An 18,982-nucleotide genomic window follows, 5' to 3' on the forward strand; every position below is an offset into this window, starting at 1 on the left:
CGCTCGGATGCTGGACGACAGTCTCTTCGACGATCCGGCCAGGTTGGCCGACACCGATTCGGCAGGTCTGCTGAGGCTGGCCGCGCTGGCGGGCGCGCAGGTGCGCTCCTGCGCCGAGACCGCCGCCGAGATCGGGCTGGACGATCTCGCCGAGGACCGCCCGCGCGCGGTCGTGCTGCTCACCCGGCCCGGCATCGGCCCGGGCGTCGCCGGGCTGCTGGCCGCGCTCACCGGCCCGCGCTGCCCGGTACCGCTGGTGATCTCCGAGGAACTGCCGTCCTGGGTGGGTGCGCTGGACGCGGTCTTCGCGCACACCGACGACGTCGGCGACGTGCCCCTCGCCGAATCCGTGGCCACCGCCTGCCGCCGCGGAGCCAGCGTCGTGCTCGCGGTGCCCGACGAAGGCCCGGTCGCCGCCGCCGGAGCGGGCCGCGCCAAGGTGCTGCCACCGCGCGTACCGGTGCCGCCCGCGCTGTCCTTCGCCTACGTCTTCGCCGCGGGCCTGTGCACGCTGCGCTCCCTGGGACTGCTCGATTTCGACTCCGACGAGCTCGCCGAGCAGCTAGACCGGGAGGCCGAGCGCGCCCACCCCGGTCATGAATCGCTGAGCAACCCGGCGAAATCGCTGGCGCTGCGGCTGGCCGATCACACCCCGCTGCTGTGGGGGCTGGAGCCGGTCTCGACCGCGGTCGCCGTCCACGGCGCCTACGCGCTCGGCGCGCACGCGGGAGTTCCGAGCCACGTCGCCGACTACCGGCAGGCCGTCGCGCAGCGCGGACTGCACCGGGCCGCCTCCTCGGTCGGTTCGGAAGCCGACATCTTCGCCGACCCCGAGGACAACACCGCCGCCGCGTTGCGCGTGTTCCTGGTGAACGCGCACTACGACAACCAGGGCGAGGTTCACGAGCGCGCCGCCGCTCGCGACCTGCCCGGCGCCGACGTGGTCACACCCGGCGACACGGTGCGCGCCGACCCGGTGCTGCGCGCCGCCGTGCTCGTCGTCCGGTTCGACCTGGCCGCCGTCTACCTCGGGCTGGCCGCGGGCATGCTCAACGGCCCTGGCTGGCCGGCCCTGGCGATGCACTGAGGAAACTTCCAGGAAAACCCTGATGTCACCCGCCGGAGGCATGCGGTGTGCTGGGGTGGACGCGGACGAGCAAGCGAGAACGAGGAAGCGAGATTCGACTGTGGAGCTACTGCGCAACGCGGTGCGCCCCTACGCCTGGGGCTCGCGCACCGCTATTGCGGATCTGCTCGGTCGGCCCGTCCCCACGCCGCATCCGGAAGCCGAGCTGTGGATGGGCGCCCACCCCGGCGACCCGTCCCGGGTGCTGGGCCCCGACGGGGACGAGATGTCGCTGCTGTCCCTGCTGGACGACCAACCGTCGCACCACCTCGGTGCGGAGTGCGTGCGCCGCTGGGGCGGCAGGCTGCCGTTCCTGCTCAAGGTGCTCGCCGCCGACGAACCGCTGAGCCTGCAGGCCCATCCGTCCCCGGAGCAGGCCGCCGAGGGCTTCGCGCGGGAGGAGCGCGCGGGCATCCCGCGCAACGCCCCGAATCGCAACTACCCGGACCCGATGGCCAAGCCCGAGCTGCTGTGCGCGCTCACCGAGTTCCACGCGCTGGCCGGGTTCCGCGACGCCCAGCGCACCGTGCGGCTGCTGGACGCCCTGCAGGTCCCTAGCCTGCGCGCGCATCGCGAACTCCTGGCGGGCCAGCCGGACGCCGACGGGCTGCGGGCGCTGTTCACCACCTGGATCACGCTGCCCGAGCACTACCTTCGCGAGGTGCTGCCGGAGCTGCTGGACGCCTGCGTGGCGCACGTGCGCGAGCGCGGTGAGTTCGCCCTGGAATGCCGCACCGTGCTCGAGCTCGGCGAGGCGTACCCGAACGACGCCGGGGTGCTGGCCAGCCTGCTGCTCAACCGGCTGGTGCTGCAGCCCGGCGAGGCGATCTTCCTGCCCGCGGGCAACCTGCACGCCTACCTGCACGGCACCGGCATCGAGATCCTGGCCAACTCGGACAACATCCTGCGCTGCGGCCTGACGCCGAAGCACGTGAACGTGCCGGAGCTGCTGAAGGTGCTGGACTTCTCGTGCGGCGACATGCGCGTGCTCAAGGGCGAGTCGCTGGACGCCAACCGCACCGCCTACCGCGTCCCCGCCGAGGAGTTCGAGCTGTCCAGGCTGGACTGGACGCCCGCCGAGTCCGGAACCGTGCGGGTGGATTCGCCCGGTCCGCAGATATTGCTGTGCACCAAGGGCACCGTCCGGCTGAGCTGCTCGACCGGTGATCCCACCCGCGAGGTCCACGTGCCCCGCGGCGGATCGGTCTGGCTCGCGGCTTCCGACCCGGCCGTCGACGTGCGTCCAGCCGAGCTCGACGGCGAGGGACAGGCCCAGATCTTCCGGGCCGCCGCCGGAGCGTTCTGACCGGCCGAGCAGGCGCGGAAACCGCGCTCCCCGCCGGGCGCTGACGCCCGGTCCCGCTTCCGTCCGGCCGCTGCGCCGAGCCGCCGGTTTGCGCGGTCGGCCGCTGAGATCGATGCTGCCGAACAGCGGGTCCCTGAGCAGACGCCCGCCCCTCGGCTGATCCACCCGGAACCGGAGCTCGATCGGGGCACTCCGCAGGCCGATCGGTGACCAGCGGAGATCGCCGTGGGGCGTGTTCCGGTCACACCGGGCTAACGAATCCGCTCGCCAAGTGTGGGCGGCCGGATATGGCTGTGATCCTTAGGGATTAAAGTGCGGGTCCACCCCGCTCAACCAGAAGTTTTAGGAGGCGACAGTGCCAGGCACTGGGCTGTGGCGGACCAAGTCGGTCGAACAATCCATTTTGGATACCGACGAGCCGGACACCAAACTACGCAAGAATCTCGGCACCTGGGACTTGATCGTCTTCGGTGTGTCCGTGGTGATCGGTGCCGGCATCTTCACCCTGGCGGCGCGCACCGCAGGCGACATGTCCGGCCCCTCGGTCTCGCTGGCGTTCGTGCTCGCCGCGATCGCCTGCGGTCTGGCCGCGCTGTGCTACGCCGAATTCGCATCCACCGTTCCGGTCGCCGGCAGTGCCTACACCTACTCGTACGCGACGTTCGGCGAATTCATCGCCTGGATCATCGGGTGGGACCTGGTCCTGGAGTTCGCCGTCGCCGCCGCGGCGGTGGCCAAGGGCTGGTCGGTGTACCTGCAGCAGACCCTGGGACTGTTCGGGGTGGACCTGCCGACGTCGTTCCAGGCGGGACCGCTGCAGCTGGACTGGGGCGCAGTGCTGCTGGTGACCGTGCTGGTGACGCTGCTGGCGCTGGGAACCAAGCTCTCCGCCCGGTTCTCCCTGGTGATCACCGTGATCAAGGTGGCCGTGGTGTTGCTGGTGATCGTGGTCGGCCTGGCCTATATCAACGCCAAGAACTACACGCCGTTCATCCCGCCGGCCCAGTCGGCGGTCGAGGACAGCCCGAAGATCGAGCAGTCCCTGTTCTCCCTGATTCTCGGCGGTGAGACCAGCACCTTCGGCGTCTTCGGCCTGCTGGCCGGTGCCTCGCTGGTGTTCTTCGCGTTCATCGGCTTCGACATCGTCGCCACCACCGCGGAGGAGACCAAGAACCCGCAGAAGAACGCGCCGCGCGGCATCCTCGGCACGATCGTCATCGTCACCGTGCTCTACGTCGCGGTCGCGCTGGTGGTCACCGGCATGGTGCCCTACACCGACCTGACCACACCCGAGGGCGGCGACCGCGCCACGCTGGCCACCGCGTTCCAGCTGAACGGTGTGACCTGGGCGGCGACCATCATCTCGCTCGGCGCGCTGGTGGGTCTGACCACCGTGGTCATGGTGCTGCTGCTGGGTCAGACCCGCGTGCTGTTCGCCATGTCCCGGGACGGCCTGGTGCCGACCGCCCTGGCCAAGACCCACCCGACCCGCGGCACCCCGATGCGCGCGACCCTGCTGGTCGGCGTCGTGGTGCTGCTGGCGGCGGGCTTCTTCCCGGCTGACAAGCTCGAAGAGATGGTCAACGTCGGCACGCTGTTCGCCTTCATCCTGGTCTCGCTGGGCGTGATCGTGCTGCGTCGCACCCGCCCGGATCTGCCCCGCGGTTTCCGCGCCCCGCTGGTCCCGCTGGTGCCGATCCTGGCGATCCTGTCCTGCCTGTGGCTGATGCTGAACCTGACCGCACTCACCTGGATCCGGTTCGTGATCTGGATGGCCGCCGGCGTGGTCATCTACTTCCTCTACAGCCGTTCGCACTCCAAGCTCGGCCGTCGCGAGCGCGGAGAGATCGGCGACGGCGGCCAGGTCTGACCGCCCGAGATCCAAAGAACGGCGCCACCCCGTCGCGCTTCGGGGTGGCGCCGTTTTCGTGGATGGGCTCGGTCGACCGGTCAGTGCTCCGAGGACCGCAACGCGCTGCCGCGCTCCCACGGGGCGATCCGCCCGCGCGGTTCGGTGATCTCCGGCAGCACGGCGGGTTCGGAGCGTTCCACCGGCGCGTCCTGCTCCGGCACCAGCGATTCCGCGCCGGACTCGTCCGCGGAGGGCTCGGCCGTCGGCTCGTCGGGTTCCGGTCGCTCGGATTCCTCGGACCGCGGCTGCTCCCGGTCGTGCGGGACCTCCTCGTCCAGCGAACCGCCATCGGTTCCCCGGACGGGCAGCGGGCGCTTGTCCAAGTCCGGTGCGGACGGGATCTGCGTCGGGGCGGGGGTTTCGGGCTGCAACGGCAGCGCGGCCCCGCGAACCGGGGTCTCCAACCCGGCTGCCATCGCCACGGCCCGGTCCCATTCCGGATCCCCGCTGTACTCGGAGTGCCCCATCACGCCGGGCACCCAGCGACGGCAGGAGAACGGGCCGCGCTGCGGATCGGGCAACCAGTGATCGCCGCCCAGTACCAGCGCCCCGGTGGGCCCGCGGGTCGCGGCCGGGAGGGGCCCTTCGGTCCCGTCGGCCTTGAACCCGACGCCGATGAGCATCCCGCCGTAGACCTGCCGGTTCCAGGTGGTCACCCCGCCACCGAGCGGGTCGGTGCCCCGGCACAACGATCGCCACCGGCCACCGAGGTCACCGGAGAGCTTCAACAGCGATTGGTGCGGCACCGCGCCCGGGAAGGCCCTCGGGTAGGCCCACTGCAGCTGCGAGCCCGCCGTCACCAGCCCGACGCGTTCCAGGTCCTGCTCCGGCAGCGCGTCCACCAGCCGCGCCGCCGTCACGGCGGCCAACAGGCTGCCCTGGCTATGCCCGACCAGCACCACTCGGGTGTTCGGCTCGGACAGGTGCTCGGTGACCCGATCCACCAGCTCGGGAATCACCTTCAGCGCGTAGCAGGGCGGCACCACCGGGTGCGCCTCGCGTGGCCAGAACAGCGAGAGATCGCCCAGCACGCCGAGCTGCCGCGACCGGTTGCGCTTGGTCGCGGCGAGGAAGACGATCCGCATCAGCCCGACCGCGAGCCCGGCCAGCACCACCACGCCCAGGGCGCTGCGCCAGCCGTAGAACTCCAGGCCCGCGAAGCGCGCCGCCAAGGTCAGCGCAGTGCTCGCGGTCAGGACCCCGGCGAGCACCAGGAACATCTGGTGGGAGTAGCGGCGCTGCAGATCGGCCCAGGTCCACGCGGAGCCTGCCGCCTGCTGGTCCTCCTTGCGACCGGCGTGCAGCAGCTCGACCTCGTCGGGAACCGACCGGGCCCGCTCACCGTGCCGCCAGCGCCGGAACAAGGTCCACGGCACGGCCACCGCAGCGGTGACCGCCAGCAGCAGCGCGGCGGTTCCCCAGAAGATCGTCACATCGTCGAAGGCGCGCGGCAGCACCAGCGACGTGCCCCGCGAACTCGAGACTCCCAGCGTCTGGCGCACGCTCAGCGCCAGCCCTGCTCCGAAGCCGTTGCCGAGCATGGCCGCCAGCATCAGCACCGGTGCGGCCATCCAGCCACCCGCCCACGGGCGCAGCTCGCGCGGACTGGACTTCCACCCGGAGCGCGCCAGCAGGATGGCCGGAACCAGCAGCACGCCCACGGCCAGGCAGACGGCCACGAGCAGGCCGGTGATCGTGTCGATCGTGGGGCCGGAACCCGGCAACTCGCCCGCGAGCCGCGGCGGGACCAGCGCGACCGACGCGAGCAGCACCGCGGAGACGATCAGCAGCGCCCGCCGCACCTTCCTGCCGAGCAGCGCCCGCAGCGTGCGGTTCGACCGCATACCCGAAGGATCGTCCAGCGCCGCCGCGCCGACGAGCGCCGCGGCCGTCAGCGCCGCGGCCAGCAGCCAGCGCGGGTCAGGCCCCGCCGCGAACGGCCCGCCGAGCACCAGCAGCGCCACAGTGGACAGGGCCGCGGCCACGTGCAGCACGCGCAGCGCGGGAGTGTCCGGATCGGACACCACGTTCTCGCCTGGCAGCACCGGCGCCAGCCCGGAGGGCTTGGCCCCTTCGGTCTTCGGCGCCGAGACCTCCCAGGACGAAGTGGACAGCCAGTACATCAGCCCGATCACCAGCGCCACCGGCAGCAACGCGACCGACGAGCGCAGCACGTCCAACCCGCGAACCACCTCCGGTACCGCGGTCATGCACTGCGCGCCCGGCCGCAGGCACTGCGCGGCCACCAGGTCCAGCGTGATCACCGTCAACTGCGCGACGAACAGCATCGTCAGCAACAGCGCCGACACCCGCAGCAGCGCCCGCAGCGTCCCGGACAGCGCGCGGCCGGCGGAGTTGGCCGGACGCGGCGGCAGCATCCAGTGCGCCATGTTGGCCAGCGCGAACGGGAACAGCAGCGCCCAAGCGGCTTTCGCCAGACCCCCGGAAGTCATCGCGCCCCACAGGTAGCCCTCGACGATGCGCGGCACCGACCGCTCGCCCGCGGTCAGCTGCGGTCCCGGGACCGGGCGCAGCAGCCGGTCGGCCGGACGCACGATGCGCCCGATGCCGTCGCCGGCCACGTCCACCGACGCCACCGAATCGGTCAGGTCCTCACCCGTGGTGCCGAGGATGCCGTGCACTCGCACCTCGACCACGCGAGTGTCGGGCCCGGGTATTTGCACAGGATCCTCCCGAGCGTTGGTGATCATCGGACGCCGGAGTGATTGTCCATCGCCGTTCGACGTCTGGCGACCGCTGCGACGATGATTCTGATCGCCTCCGCCCAGGCTGTCCTGGTTTCGGGCGAAATCCCGGCACCGCGACGCGGCGGGCTCAGCCGGTGCCGATCTCGGGCTCGTGGTGCACCGGGAAGTTCACCGAGTTGGCGATGAAGCAGCGGCGATGAGCCTTCCCGTGCAGCTCCTCGGCGGCGGCCACCATGCCCGGCTCGGCCACGGTCACCTCCGGGCGCAGCACGACCTCGGTGAACCAGCCGCCAGTCGCGGGTGTCTCGCTCATCGAGCCGCGCGCCCGGTCCCGGTAGGCGGTGACCACGACACCCGAGTTCGCGCACAGGCCCAGGTACCAGAGCATGTGGCACTCCGACAACGCCGCCACCAGCAGTTCCTCCGGGTTGTGCAGCTCCGGATCGCCGAGGAACGCCGGGTCCGCCGACGCCCGCAGCCGTGCTTTGCCCTCGATGTCGACGAGATGTTCCCGGCTGTAGGACCGGTAGGAAGCGGTCCCCGCACCGGTGTTGCCGGTCCAGGTCACGGTCGCCAAGTAGCTGTGCTGATCGGTCATGCCTCCGGTATAGAGCGCCGAAACCTCAGCAGCGACCGAAATATCGATGACGCGAGCAAGGGAACCTTCCTGTCACGTGCCGCAGGGGAACCTTCCTCCCGCCGCCGGCCCGGAAACGTCCTCGGCTACTGTCGTCCACGTGGGACGGCTGATCGTCATCGAGGGACTGGACGGCGCGGGCAAGCGCACGCTCACCGGCGGGCTCACCAGCGAGCTGACCGCGCGCGGCGCGACGGTGACGACCGCGGCGTTCCCGCGCTACACCGACGACGTGCACGCCGAACTCGTCGCCGAAGCGCTCAACGGGAGTCACGGCGACCTGGGGTCCTCGGTGCACGGCATGGCGATCCTCTACGCGCTGGACCGGCGCGGCGCCGCCGAACGGCTGCGCGCCGACATCGCCGCGCACGACGTCGTCCTGCTGGATCGCTACGTCGCCTCCAACGCCGCCTACGGTGCCGCGCGGCTGCGCGAGCACTCGGACGGCGAGTTCGTCTCCTGGGTGCGCGAGCTGGAGATCGACCGGTTCGGCCTGCCCCGGCCGGACCTGCAGTTGCTGCTGCGGGTCTCGACCGAGCTGGCCGCCGGCCGCGCGCAGCACCGCGAGCGCACCGAGTCCGATCGGAAGCGGGACCGCTTCGAGTCCGACGAGTCGCTGCAGCAGCGGTGCGCCGAGGTCTACGTCGAGCTCGCCGCCGCGGGCTGGTGGTCGCCGTGGCTGGTCGTCGATGGTGCTGCCGAGGCCGATTTCGGCGCTCTCGCCGACCGAATCCTCAACTGAGGCGCACGCCACAATCACGCTGCGTCATTCGGCGGTATCAACTGGTCCGATCCGGTCCGAATGGCGCTACCTGCGATGACACCCGCCGGGTGGATGCATGGACGCCAAGTGTCTAGTGCAACGATGTGGTCCATGAAGGCACGCGTGCTCGTGGTGGACGATGATCCGGCCCTGGCCGAAATGCTGACCATCGTGCTCCGGGGAGAAGGGTTCGAGACCGCCGTCGTCAGCGATGGCACCAAGGCCATGCCGGCCTTGCGCGAGCTCAAGCCCGACCTGGTCCTGCTGGACCTGATGCTGCCCGGCATGAACGGCATCGACGTCTGCAAGGCGATCCGCACCGAGTCCGTGGTGCCGATCGTCATGCTCACCGCCAAGAGCGACACGGTCGACGTGGTCCTGGGGTTGGAGTCCGGCGCCGACGACTACATCGTCAAGCCGTTCAAGCCCAAGGAACTGGTCGCCCGGCTGCGTGCCCGGCTGCGCCGCACCGACGCCGAACCCGCCGAGGTGCTGGCCATCGGCGACGTCAGCATCGACGTGCCCGGCCACGAGGTCACCCGCGAAGGTGAGCCGATCTCGCTGACCCCGCTCGAGTTCGACCTGCTGGTCGCGCTCGCCCGCAAGCCGCGCCAGGTCTTCACCCGCGAGGTGCTGCTCGAGCAGGTCTGGGGTTACCGGCACGCCGCCGACACCCGCCTGGTCAACGTCCACGTCCAGCGTCTGCGCTCCAAGGTCGAGCGCGATCCGGAACGTCCCGAGGTGGTCCTGACCGTGCGCGGCGTCGGTTACAAGGCGGGCCCGCCGTGACCGGCTTCGCCTGACGAACTCTTCGCCCGGCGGCGCGGGTGGCCGAACCCGCCGCACCGTCGGTGGCGCCGCTCGCTCGTGCAGGTAACGGGTACCCCGGGCGTTGCGCGGTGCCCGGGGATTGACACAGTTGGTTGCCGGGTGCGAGTCGAGACGCCGCCCGAAGGACGGTTGCCGTGAGTGCGTTCACACGCCAGAGCCGCTGGGTGCGGATGGCGGTCGAGCGCGTCCGGGAAGAGGTCCGCAACCGCTGGCACATGTTCGAGACGGTGTGGCGGCGCTCGATGCAGCTGCGCGTGGTCGTCTCCACGCTCGCGCTGTCGCTGGCGGTGGTGATCGTGCTGGGCATGGTCCTGCAGTGGCAGATCACCTCGCGGTTGCTGGCCTCCAAGGAGGAGGGCGCGATCGCGCAGGCCGAATCCAGCCTGCCGATCCTGGAGCGCGAGCTCACCGCGGTCGACCCGAACTCCGACAACGTCACCGAACAGCTGCAGGCCGCGCTCAACCGGCTGACCACCTCCTCGTCCGGGCAGTCCACCAGCGATTCCGTCGCGGGCGCGTTCACCCCGGTTCTGGTGGACGGGCACGCCCCCGGTGATCGCAAACCCGCCGCGGGCCCGATCCAGGACGTGCCGCAGGACCTGCGCCGCTTCGTCGAGCGGGGCCAGTTGGCCACCAAGATCCACACGGTGCAGCGCTCGCCGAACCCGGTCACGATGGTGATCGTCGGCACGCCGGTCTCCAGCGCGACCCGTCCGCTGCAGATCTACCTGCTGTTCCCGCTGACCTCCGAGGTGAACACCCTCGCCGTCGTGCAGCGCACGCTGCTGATCAGCGGCATCGTGCTGCTGGCGCTGCTGGGCGCGATCACCAACCTGGTGACCAGGCAGGTCGTCCGCCCGGTTCGCCAGGCGGCGCAGATCGCCGAGGAGCTCTCCGAAGGCGACCTGGACAAGCGGATGCGGGTCATCGGCGAGGACGACGTGGCTCGGCTGGCCGAGTCGTTCAACGAGATGGCCGACAACCTCAAGGACCAGATCACCCAGCTCGAGGAGTTCGGCCAGCTGCAGAAGCGGTTCACCTCGGACGTCTCGCACGAGCTGCGCACCCCGCTGACCACCGTGCGGATGGCCGCCGACGTGCTGCACGCCTCCCGCGACGAGTTCCCGCTCGGCCTGTCGCGCTCCACCGAGCTGCTCGTCGACGAGCTGGACCGCTTCGAGCTGCTGCTGGCCGACCTGCTGGAGATCTCCCGGCTGGACGCCGGGGTGGCCGACCTCTCCTCGGAGAAGCTGGACCTGGTCGAACTGGTCGAGCGCACGGTGGAGGGACTGCGCGCCATCGCCGACAGCAGCGGCGTCGAGCTGCGCGTGGGCGCCCCGTCGGAGCAGCTGGAGATCGTCGCCGACACCCGCCGGGTCGAACGCGTGATGCGCAACCTGGTCGCCAACGCGATCGACCACGCCGAGGGCGGCCCGGTCGAGATCCGGTTCGCGGGCAACGAGCAGGCCGTCGCGGTGACCGTGCGGGACTACGGCGTCGGGCTGCGCAGTGGTGAGGCCGAGCTGGTTTTCACCCGGTTCTGGCGCGCCGACCCGTCCCGGAACCGGCGCACCGGCGGCACCGGCCTCGGTCTGTCGATCAGCCAGGAGGACGCCCGGCTGCACGGCGGTGACCTCGACGCCTGGGGCGAGCCGGGGGAGGGGACCTGCTTCCGGCTGACCCTGCCGCGCAGCCCGCACAAGGAGTACGAGGCCAGCCCGCTGTCGCTGCCCAGCACGCGCCGCATCGCCGCACCCGAGGCGTTGCTGGCCACCTCGGCGGAACGGCAGTCCGACGACGCGGACGAGCCCGAATCCCGGGATCAGGGACCCGCCCGGCTGTCCGAGGAGACCTGGGAGGAGACCTGATGACCCGCAACGCGAGCCGGCTGGCCGCCCTGCTGGTCCTGCTGCTGTCGGTGTCGGCGTGCGCGTCGATCCCGGAGAGCTCCGAGCCGCGGGCGGTCAAGGACGTCGGCGGCGGCAACACCACGCGCCAGCAGAGCCCGAAGCCCAACGGCAGCGACCCGCTGGCCCTGGTGCGCAGCTTCGTCGACTCGGCCGCCTACCCGGAGAGCGGCCACGAAGCCGCCCGCCTGCACCTCGACCAACGGCACTACGGCAGCTGGAGCCCGCCTTCCGGGCTGCTCATCGTGGAGAACGTCGACACCATCCCCACCGCGCAGCCCGCACCGCTGCCGGACGGCGTGCAGCTGGTGACCGTGCAGGCGGACAAGGTCGGCAGGCTGCTCGCCGATTCCTCGTTCATCCCCGAGCACGGCGAGTTCAGCATGCAGGTCCGGGTGGAGCGCCGGGCCGACGGCGACTGGCGCATCGTGACGCCACCTCCGCAGCTGGTGGCCAGCAAGAACTCCTTCACCAAGGTCTACCGGCCGGTTCCGGTGTACTTCCTCGACCACGACCTCACCGGCGTGGCGCCCGATCTGCGCTACGTCGTCGCGCAGCCGTCCAGCACGTTGCCGCGGCGAGTGATCGACCTGCTCACCACCGGTCCGTCCGTCTCGATGCGGGACTCGCTGCGCACCGCGATCCCGCGCGGCGTGCAACCCAAGACCAACACCAGCGAAGCCCGCGACGGCGCGCTGGAGGTCAACCTCAGCCAGCTGGGCGAGGTCCCGCCGGAGACCCGCAGGCTCATCGCCGCGCAGGTCGTGTTCTCTCTGCAGAGCGTCAGCAACGCGCGTGTGCGGCTGAAGGAGGAGGGCATGCCGCTGCTGGCCGACGGCAAGGACCTGCGGCCGACCGACCTGGCCCAGTACGAGCTGGACAACCAGCCCCGCACGGATCTGCCAGGCCTGGCCGTCGTCTCCGAACGCCTGGTGACCCTCGACCAGCGCGCCAGCCCGATCCCCGGTCCAGCGGGCTCCGGGGAGTACGACGTGGTTCGCGCCGGGCAGTCGCCGCGAGGCGACCGGCTGGCCGCGGTCACCCGCAGGCCCGGTGGTGTGGTGCTGCGGGTCGGCGACTTCGGCGAGACCATGCCCGAGACCGCCGTCGCGGGTGCCTACATGAGCAAACCGACCTGGAGCGACGAGTCCGAGGTCTGGACCGTGGTGGACAGTCGCGACGTGGTGCGGCTGGTCGAACGCGAGGGCCAGTGGCAGCAGCAGCGGGTAGACGCCGGTGCGCTCGGCCAGGGCAAGCCGATCAGCGACCTGCGGTTGTCCAACGACGGAACCCGGGCCGCCGCGATCGTGGACGGAACCATCGTGGTCGCGGGCGTGACCGAGCAGAACGGACGCGCGACGCTGAAGAACCCCGTCGCGCTGCCCGCACCGCAGCGGCTCAACGTCACCACCCTGGAGTGGCGGACCAACGAAGCGCTGGCCGTGGCCACCGACAGCAACACGGTCCCGATCTACGACGTCTCGGCCGACGGTTTCCGCTGGCAGCCCTACACCGCATCCAACCTGGGGCAACCGGTCAACACCGTCGCCGTCGCCCCGGGCGGCAAGGTCGTCGTGGCCGACGGCACCGCCATCTGGGAATCCAGCGACACCGACGACGTCTGGGCGCTGATGCCGGTTCCGATCGGCGGTGCCTCGATCCCGTTCTACCCGGGCTGACGCCCCGACGCGCCCCGGTGAGTCGGGCCGGTGATTGCGCCACCATCACCGGCATGTGGTTGGCACGACTGAGCACCGCGGTGTCCGGGCTGATCGACCTGGTGCTGCCGCAGCACTGCGTCGGTTGCGAGCTCGAGGGCGCCATCTGGTGCGTGGAATGCGCCGGTCGGCTGGGCGGGCTGCACCGGGTGCGCAGACCCCTGCTGGCCGGTGCGCCACCGGTCTACGCGCTCGGCGCCTACCGAGGTACGGCACGGCGCGCGGTGCTGGCCTACAAGGAGGCCGGGCGTCGTGAGCTCGCGGCACCGCTGGCGCGACAGCTGTGCACCGCGCTGCGCGCCATCACCGCCGAGCAGGGCCCGGGGGACTGGTGGTTGGTGCCGGCTCCCTCGCGCGCGATCGCTTCGCGGCGGCGCGGTGGTGCGCACATGTCGCGCATCGCGCGCCGGATGGCCACCGCGCTCACCGGACCGGGTCCGCGGGCGTGCGTCGCGGACTGCCTGGTGATCTCGCCGGGCGCCGCGGACTCGGCCGGGCTGGAACCGCAGCAGCGCGTGGACAACCTCGCCGGGCGGGTGCTGGTCCGCGCCGATCGGTTGCCGCCTGCCGGCGCCCGGATCGTGCTGCTGGACGACGTGGTGACCACTGCGGCGACCGTCGCGAGCTCCGTCGCAGCGCTGGGCGGGGCTGGCCGCGAGGTCACGGCGGTGCTCGTCCTGACCGCCACGGCCGGCTGATCTCCTCGGGTGAAGTGCGTTTCCCGAAGAGAGCAGGAACTCAACCGCTCCGGCACGCGTTGTGCGGGTGTGAGCAGTTCAAACAGGCCGGTTGCCACATTGCGCAGAGCTACTGCGCTACCCGTCCGAACGGGTGAACTGCCCGCGCGACGGCCAAGATCGGCCACGCCTCGCACGTGGTCGGCTACGAGGTCGTTCGGCTGCGTCTATCACTCTCGGTGGTCCCTTGACTTCCCTCTTCTGTGGGGGTGTCACGAATCAGTAAACCGAGCTAACGTGGCCAACCAATCCAGCCAACCAAGGCGGAGGGAAGGAGCGAGAACCATGTCCCTGGCGCCGGAATTGAGCTGATCTCCTTTCGGGCGCCCACCGTGCACACCTCGCCTACGGAGCTTGCAAGGAACGGAGGTCGTGAATGGATATCGTCGTCAAGGGCCGCAACGTCGAGGTTCCCGAGCACTACCGGGAGCACGTCGATGCGAAGCTGACCCGACTGGAGCGGTACAACAAGAAGGCCATCCGGGCGGAAGTGGAACTGTTCCACGAGAAGAACCCCCGACAGGCCAAGAACTGCCAGCGAGTCGAGATGACATTGGTTGGCAAGGGAACGCCCATCCGGGCGGAAGCCAGCGCAGGCGACTTCTACGCCGCTCTCGATGCCGCCGCGACCAAGATGGAGAACAGGCTCCGTCGTATGCATGACCGTAGAAAGGTGCACTACGGACAGCGAAACCCCACTTCCGTGGCAGAGGCGACCGCAGCGAACGCCGACCGGGCCGTGATCACCGGTTCGGCAGCGGCAGAAGGCCGCACCGCGCTGCTCGAAGCGCCCCAGGAAGCTCCTGAGAACACCGCCGAAGTTCCCGAACCGCGCATGGTCGAGGCCGACGGGTACGCGCCGGGCCAGATCATGCGCGAAAAGGAACATTCGGCCAAACCGATGACGGTCGACCAGGCCCTCTACCAAATGGAACTGGTCGGACACGACTTCTACCTTTTCTCCGACGCCGACAGCGGCCGTCCCAGTGTCGTTTACCGCAGAAAGGGATTCGACTACGGCGTCATCCGACTCGCCGACAACGTCGAGGCGTGACGTGCCGAGCGGCTCCGCCGCCGCGCGAGCTTTCCGGAGGTGAGTAGCTCGAACGTCGCGGTCACCGACCCGTGATTGCGATGACAGAAGATTACGAACTGGGCGAGTCTGCGCCAACGCCGACTCGGACGGCTGTCCCCCGCGTACCGTGGTGCGTGGGGGACAGCCATGTGCTGGGCTCCGCGCCGCGCGGAGCGCACCGGACGGCTCGTCCCCGCCGTCACCAGTAATACGATGGCCACAAAGCGTCCGTGACGGACGCGTCACGATCAGCTAGCGAGGTCGACCGGATGGTCCTGTCCCGACTGCTCCGCGCCGGCGAGGGCAAGTTGCTCAAGCGCCTGCGGCACATCGCAGCGCACATCAACGAGCTCGAAGACTCCGTCGTCGGCTTGTCCGATGCCGAGCTGCGGGGCAAGACCGACGAGTTCAAACGCCGGTACGCCGACGGCGAGTCGCTCGACGAGATGCTGCCCGAAGCCTTCGCCGTCGCTCGCGAGGGCGCCAAGCGCACGCTCGGCCAACGGCACTTCGATGTTCAGCTGATGGGTGGCGCCGCGCTGCACCTCGGCAACATCGCCGAGATGAAGACCGGTGAGGGCAAGACCCTCACCTGCGTGCTCCCCGCCTACCTCAACGCCCTCAGCGGCAAGAGCGTGCACGTGGTCACGGTGAACGACTACCTGGCCAAGCGCGACGCCGAGTGGATGGGCCGAGTGCACCGCTTCCTGGGGCTCGAGGTCGGCTCGATCCTCGCCGACATGACCCCGCAGCAGCGCCTCGAGGCCTACAACGCCGACATCACCTACGGCACGAACAACGAGTTCGGTTTCGACTACCTGCGCGACAACATGGCCTGGAGCTTGTCCGACTGCGTGCAGCGCGGGCACGGCTTCGCCGTGGTCGACGAGGTGGACTCCATTCTGATCGACGAGGCCAGAACCCCGCTGATCATCTCCGGTCCGGCCGACCAGTCCTCGCGCTGGTACCAGGAGTTCGCGCGCCTCGCGCCGATGCTCAAGCGCGACGAGCACTACGAGGTCGACGAGCGCAAGCGCACCGTCGGCGTCACCGAAGAGGGCGTCGAGATCATCGAGGACCAGCTCGGCATCGAGAACCTCTACGAGGCCGCCAACACGCCGCTGGTCGGCTACCTCAACAACGCGCTGAAGGCCAAGGAGCTCTACGCGCGCGACAAGGAATACATCGTCCGCGACGGCGATGTCATGATCGTCGACGAGTTCACCGGGCGAATCCTGGCCGGCCGCCGCTTCAACGAGGGCATGCACCAGGCGATCGAGGCCAAGGAAGGCGTCGAGATCAAGGCCGAGAACCAGACGCTGGCCACGATCACGCTGCAGAACTACTTCCGGCTCTACGACCGGCTCAGCGGTATGACCGGTACCGCCGAGACCGAGGCCGCGGAGTTCCACGCGACCTACAAGCTCGGCGTGGTCACGATCCCGACCAACGAGCCGATGATCCGCAAGGACCAGCCCGACCTGGTCTACAAGGACGAGCCCGGCAAGTTCGAGGCCGTCGCCGAGGACATCCAAGAGCGCAACGCCAACGGCCAGCCGGTGCTGGTCGGTACCACCAACGTCGAGCGCTCCGAGTACCTGTCGAAGCTGCTGACCAAGCGCGGCATCCCGCACAGCGTGCTCAACGCGAAGAACCACCAGAAGGAAGCCTCGATCATCGCCGAGGCCGGTAGGCGAGGCGCGGTCACCGTCGCCACCAACATGGCCGGTCGTGGTACCGACATCGTGCTCGGCGGCAACGTCGACCACCTCGCCGACGACGAGCTGCGCGGCCGCGGCCTGGACCCGGTCCAGCACCGCGAGCAGTACGAGGCCGAGTGGCCCAAGATCGTCGAGAAGATCAAGGCGCAGGCCGAGGCCGAGGCCGACGAGGTCCGCGCCGCCGGCGGCCTCTACGTGCTCGGCACCGAGCGCCACGAATCCCGCCGCATCGACAACCAGCTGCGCGGCCGTTCCGGTCGTCAGGGCGACCCGGGCGAGTCCCGCTTCTACCTGTCGCTGGGCGACGAGCTCATGCGGCGGTTCAACGCGGTCATGGTCGAGTCCGTGATGAACCGCTTGAAGGTGCCCGACGACGTGCCGATCGAGCACAAGATGGTCACCCGCGCCATCCGCAGCGCGCAGACCCAGGTCGAGCAGCAGAACATGGAGATCCGCAAGAACGTCCTCAAGTACGACGAGGTCATGAACCAGCAGCGGACCGTCATCTACGGCGAGCGCCGCCGCGTGCTGGAGGGCGAGGATCTGCACGAGCAGGTCATGCACATGCTCGACGACGTCACCACTGCCTACGTCGACGCCGAGACCGCCTCCGGCTACGCCGAGGACTGGGACTTCGACAAGCTGTGGAAGGCGCTCAAGTCCCTCTACCCGGTGTCGATCGACTGGGAGACCGTGCTCGAGGAGGAGGACGACCTCAGCCGCGATCGGCTGCGCGAGCTCGTCCTCGAGGACGCCAAGGAGGCCTACGCCAAGCGCGAGGCCGAGGTCGACGGGAAGGTCGGCCCCGGAGCGATGCGCGAGCTCGAGCGTCGCGTGGTGCTCAGCGTGCTCGACCGCAAGTGGCGTGAGCACCTCTACGAGATGGACTACCTCAAGGAGGGCATCGGGCTGCGCGCCATGGCGCAGCGCGACCCGCTGATCGAGTACCGCCGCGAGGGCTACGACATGTTCGGAGCCATGCTCGAGGCGCTCAAGGAGGAGTCGATCGGGTTCCTGTTCAGCGTCCAGGTGGAGGCTGCCGAGCCGGAGGCGGCTCAGGAAGAACCCGCGGTACCGGTGTCGGTCAGCCAGGCCTCGTCCGGAACCCCGGACGTGTCGTCGCAGCCGCAGGGGCAGCAGGCGACTCAGCGCCGGCGGGCGCAGCCCGCCTCGGCGGGCCCCGCTCTGAGCCAGCTCGCCGGTGGTCCGGGGACCGACCAGAACGAGGTTCCCGCGGCGCTGCGCGGTCAGGGACTCGAGGCCCCCGGCCGGCGGCCGATGAACTACTCCGGTCCGAACGAGACCGGCGAGGCGGAGACGACCCGCGACGAGCAGGGGCCGGAGGCTCGCGGCGGTACTCGCCGCGAGCGCCGCGCCGCCGCACGCGCCGAGCAGAAGAAGCGCAAGCGCTGAGCTAGACGAGGGACAGCCGGGTGCAGATCCAGCGCCCGGCGACCCACTCGGCACGCAGCACCAGGGCCCGGACCCGGTGCGCTCCGACCAGCAGGCAGGCCTCCACCCTGGATGGGGTGATCGGGCACGCGTGCACGGAGCGCAGCCGGTAGTCCGGGCTTTGTGCTCCGTGCGGCCGGATCCCGAGCATCGAGCTCAGGACGGGTCCGGAGAGGTGCTCTCGTATCGCCAGCGGGGAAACGCGTCCCGCGAGCACCGCGAAGACGTGCTCGCCGAGGAACGTCGCCACCGCGGTCGCCGAGCTCTTCTGCGGTTCGGTGGAGTCCGCTGCGCGGACCGGGTCGGTGAGGCTTGCGGTCATCGGTCCCTCCGGTGTCGTGGGGTCTTGTGGTGACAGAGGAACTGAGCCCGCGAATCCGGTCAGTTTCGGGCGCCCCTCCACTCGAAGGTGTGCATTACCGTGCCTTCCGTGGAACTCAAGGGGCTGTTGCTGGACTACGCCGGAGTGCTCGACGACCCGGGACGCGGGGCTGGTGGAGAACCGCCGATGCTCGTGGTCGCCCGGTCCGCGCGGAAAGCGGGATTGCGCACCGCGCTGGTGTCCAATGCCGAGGGGCTCATCGATCCGGGCTTGCCGGAGCTCTTCGACGCCGTAGTGCTGTCCGGTGTTGTCGGGGTCGCGAAACCGAGTCCCGAGATCTATCGGCTGACCGCCCGGCGGCTGGAGCTCGAAACGGGCGACTGCGTGATGGTCGACGACCTGCGTCGCAACGTCGACGGCGCCGTCGAGGCGGGAATGGTCGGGGTGCACCACCGGGACGTCGAATCCACGGTTACCGAGCTGGTCGCGTTGTTCGGCCTCGAAATCCCGCCTGACCTGGGTTGATCCTTTAATTGGGGGGTGGGTGAACAAGGGGTTGTGGCGGTCTGTAAAGTATTACAGGTCAGCGCGATGCGGACCGGGAAAAACCGGGCCGGGCCTGATGCGGGCCCCACCTTCGGACTTCTTCCTTCGGGTGTTAGTCTGAGTGGACCGGCGAGGAAATCGGGAAAGTGCTTCGGCGGGCTTTGTGCCTGCGGGGTGCGGACGGGTTTTCCTCCTGCTCTTTGAAGAACTTAAGCGTCTGG

At 70.0% G+C, this 18,982-nt stretch carries 14 protein-coding genes; 11 read left to right on the forward strand and 3 right to left on the reverse strand.

Going from position 1 to position 18,982, the window contains the following annotated elements; translation table 11 throughout:
• The first annotated feature begins 7 nt into the window (after window positions 1-7).
• The 3 genes from ABD289_RS07425 to ABD289_RS07435 all read left to right on the forward strand — a co-directional run bounded on the left by ABD289_RS07425 (window position 8) and on the right by ABD289_RS07435 (window position 4,302).
• The gene (locus tag ABD289_RS07425; RefSeq protein WP_344128022.1) at window positions 8-1,087 is read left to right on the forward strand and encodes a hypothetical protein; all 1,080 of its coding nucleotides are present in this window, start codon (window positions 8-10) and stop codon (window positions 1,085-1,087) included.
• 100 nt (window positions 1,088-1,187) lie between these two features.
• Window positions 1,188-2,432: a mannose-6-phosphate isomerase, class I gene (gene manA, locus ABD289_RS07430; RefSeq protein WP_344128025.1), complete on the forward strand. Its 1,245-nt coding sequence runs from the start codon at window positions 1,188-1,190 to the stop codon at window positions 2,430-2,432.
• Between the two features lie 355 nt (window positions 2,433-2,787).
• Window positions 2,788-4,302, forward strand: coding sequence for an amino acid permease (locus ABD289_RS07435; protein ID WP_344128027.1), 1,515 nt, complete (start codon window positions 2,788-2,790; stop codon window positions 4,300-4,302).
• Window positions 4,303-4,382: 80 nt separating this feature from the next.
• Here the strand turns inward: ABD289_RS07435 and ABD289_RS07440 are convergent, their stop codons facing one another.
• Together ABD289_RS07440 and ABD289_RS07445 are read right to left on the reverse strand one after the other, a co-directional pair.
• Window positions 4,383-7,001 carry a hypothetical protein gene (locus ABD289_RS07440; protein ID WP_344128030.1) on the reverse strand — a complete coding sequence of 873 codons (2,619 nt, stop codon included), beginning with the start codon at window positions 6,999-7,001 and terminating at the stop codon, window positions 4,383-4,385.
• A 178-nt stretch (window positions 7,002-7,179) separates the two neighbouring features.
• Entirely contained in the window at window positions 7,180-7,650 is a 471-nt protein-coding gene (locus ABD289_RS07445) for an OsmC family protein (RefSeq protein WP_344128032.1), read from the reverse strand.
• 139 nt (window positions 7,651-7,789) lie between these two features.
• On the opposite strand from ABD289_RS07445, the gene ABD289_RS07450 reads away from it, so the two are divergent.
• The 7 genes from ABD289_RS07450 (at window position 7,790) to secA (ending at window position 17,854) form a co-directional block, all read left to right on the forward strand.
• Window positions 7,790-8,431: a dTMP kinase gene (locus ABD289_RS07450; protein WP_344128035.1), complete on the forward strand. Its 642-nt coding sequence runs from the start codon at window positions 7,790-7,792 to the stop codon at window positions 8,429-8,431.
• Window positions 8,432-8,563: 132 nt separating this feature from the next.
• Complete coding sequence (gene mtrA, locus ABD289_RS07455; protein WP_344128037.1) at window positions 8,564-9,241, forward strand: MtrAB system response regulator MtrA; 678 nt, start codon at window positions 8,564-8,566, stop codon at window positions 9,239-9,241.
• Window positions 9,242-9,453: 212 nt separating this feature from the next.
• A complete protein-coding gene (mtrB, locus tag ABD289_RS07460) occupies window positions 9,454-11,151 on the forward strand; it encodes an MtrAB system histidine kinase MtrB (RefSeq protein ID WP_344128107.1) in 1,698 nt (565 codons plus the stop codon).
• Window positions 11,151-12,869, forward strand: a complete 1,719-nt coding sequence (locus ABD289_RS07465) for an LpqB family beta-propeller domain-containing protein (RefSeq protein ID WP_344128039.1) — start codon at window positions 11,151-11,153, stop codon at window positions 12,867-12,869. Before mtrB ends, ABD289_RS07465 begins: the two co-directional genes overlap by 1 nt.
• A 53-nt stretch (window positions 12,870-12,922) precedes the next feature.
• On the forward strand, window positions 12,923-13,606 hold the full coding sequence (locus tag ABD289_RS07470) for a ComF family protein (protein WP_344128041.1): 684 nt from the start codon (window positions 12,923-12,925) through the stop codon (window positions 13,604-13,606).
• 415 nt (window positions 13,607-14,021) lie between these two features.
• Window positions 14,022-14,699: a ribosome hibernation-promoting factor, HPF/YfiA family gene (gene hpf, locus ABD289_RS07475; RefSeq protein ID WP_344128043.1), complete on the forward strand. Its 678-nt coding sequence runs from the start codon at window positions 14,022-14,024 to the stop codon at window positions 14,697-14,699.
• Between the two features lie 290 nt (window positions 14,700-14,989).
• Window positions 14,990-17,854 carry a preprotein translocase subunit SecA gene (secA, locus tag ABD289_RS07480; RefSeq protein ID WP_344128046.1) on the forward strand — a complete coding sequence of 955 codons (2,865 nt, stop codon included), beginning with the start codon at window positions 14,990-14,992 and terminating at the stop codon, window positions 17,852-17,854.
• Window position 17,855: 1 nt separating this feature from the next.
• Here the strand turns inward: secA and ABD289_RS07485 are convergent, their stop codons facing one another.
• On the reverse strand, window positions 17,856-18,215 hold the full coding sequence (locus ABD289_RS07485) for an Rv3235 family protein (protein ID WP_344128048.1): 360 nt from the start codon (window positions 18,213-18,215) through the stop codon (window positions 17,856-17,858).
• Between the two features lie 99 nt (window positions 18,216-18,314).
• On the opposite strand from ABD289_RS07485, the gene ABD289_RS07490 reads away from it, so the two are divergent.
• Entirely contained in the window at window positions 18,315-18,740 is a 426-nt protein-coding gene (locus ABD289_RS07490; protein WP_425564598.1) for an HAD-IA family hydrolase, read from the forward strand.
• The last annotated feature ends 242 nt before the right edge of the window (window positions 18,741-18,982 follow it).

It is taken from the genome of Saccharopolyspora halophila, assembly GCF_039531955.1.
GTDB classification, from domain to species: Bacteria; Actinomycetota; Actinomycetes; order Mycobacteriales; family Pseudonocardiaceae; genus Saccharopolyspora; species Saccharopolyspora halophila.

What these genes read in the sequence shown, in the direction of transcription:
- ABD289_RS07485 (WP_344128048.1), bottom strand. Translation starts at nt 18,215, where the DNA reads ATGACCGCAAGCCTCACCGACCCGGTCCGCGCAGCGGACTCCACCGAA.
- ABD289_RS07465 (WP_344128039.1), top strand. Translation starts at nt 11,151, where the DNA reads ATGACCCGCAACGCGAGCCGGCTGGCCGCCCTGCTGGTCCTGCTGCTG.
- secA (WP_344128046.1), top strand. Translation starts at nt 14,990, where the DNA reads ATGGTCCTGTCCCGACTGCTCCGCGCCGGCGAGGGCAAGTTGCTCAAG.
- mtrB (WP_344128107.1), top strand. Translation starts at nt 9,454, where the DNA reads ATGGCGGTCGAGCGCGTCCGGGAAGAGGTCCGCAACCGCTGGCACATG.
- hpf (WP_344128043.1), top strand. Translation starts at nt 14,022, where the DNA reads ATGGATATCGTCGTCAAGGGCCGCAACGTCGAGGTTCCCGAGCACTAC.
- ABD289_RS07470 (WP_344128041.1), top strand. Translation starts at nt 12,923, where the DNA reads ATGTGGTTGGCACGACTGAGCACCGCGGTGTCCGGGCTGATCGACCTG.
- mtrA (WP_344128037.1), top strand. Translation starts at nt 8,564, where the DNA reads ATGAAGGCACGCGTGCTCGTGGTGGACGATGATCCGGCCCTGGCCGAA.
- ABD289_RS07445 (WP_344128032.1), bottom strand. Translation starts at nt 7,650, where the DNA reads ATGACCGATCAGCACAGCTACTTGGCGACCGTGACCTGGACCGGCAAC.
- ABD289_RS07425 (WP_344128022.1), top strand. Translation starts at nt 8, where the DNA reads ATGCTGGACGACAGTCTCTTCGACGATCCGGCCAGGTTGGCCGACACC.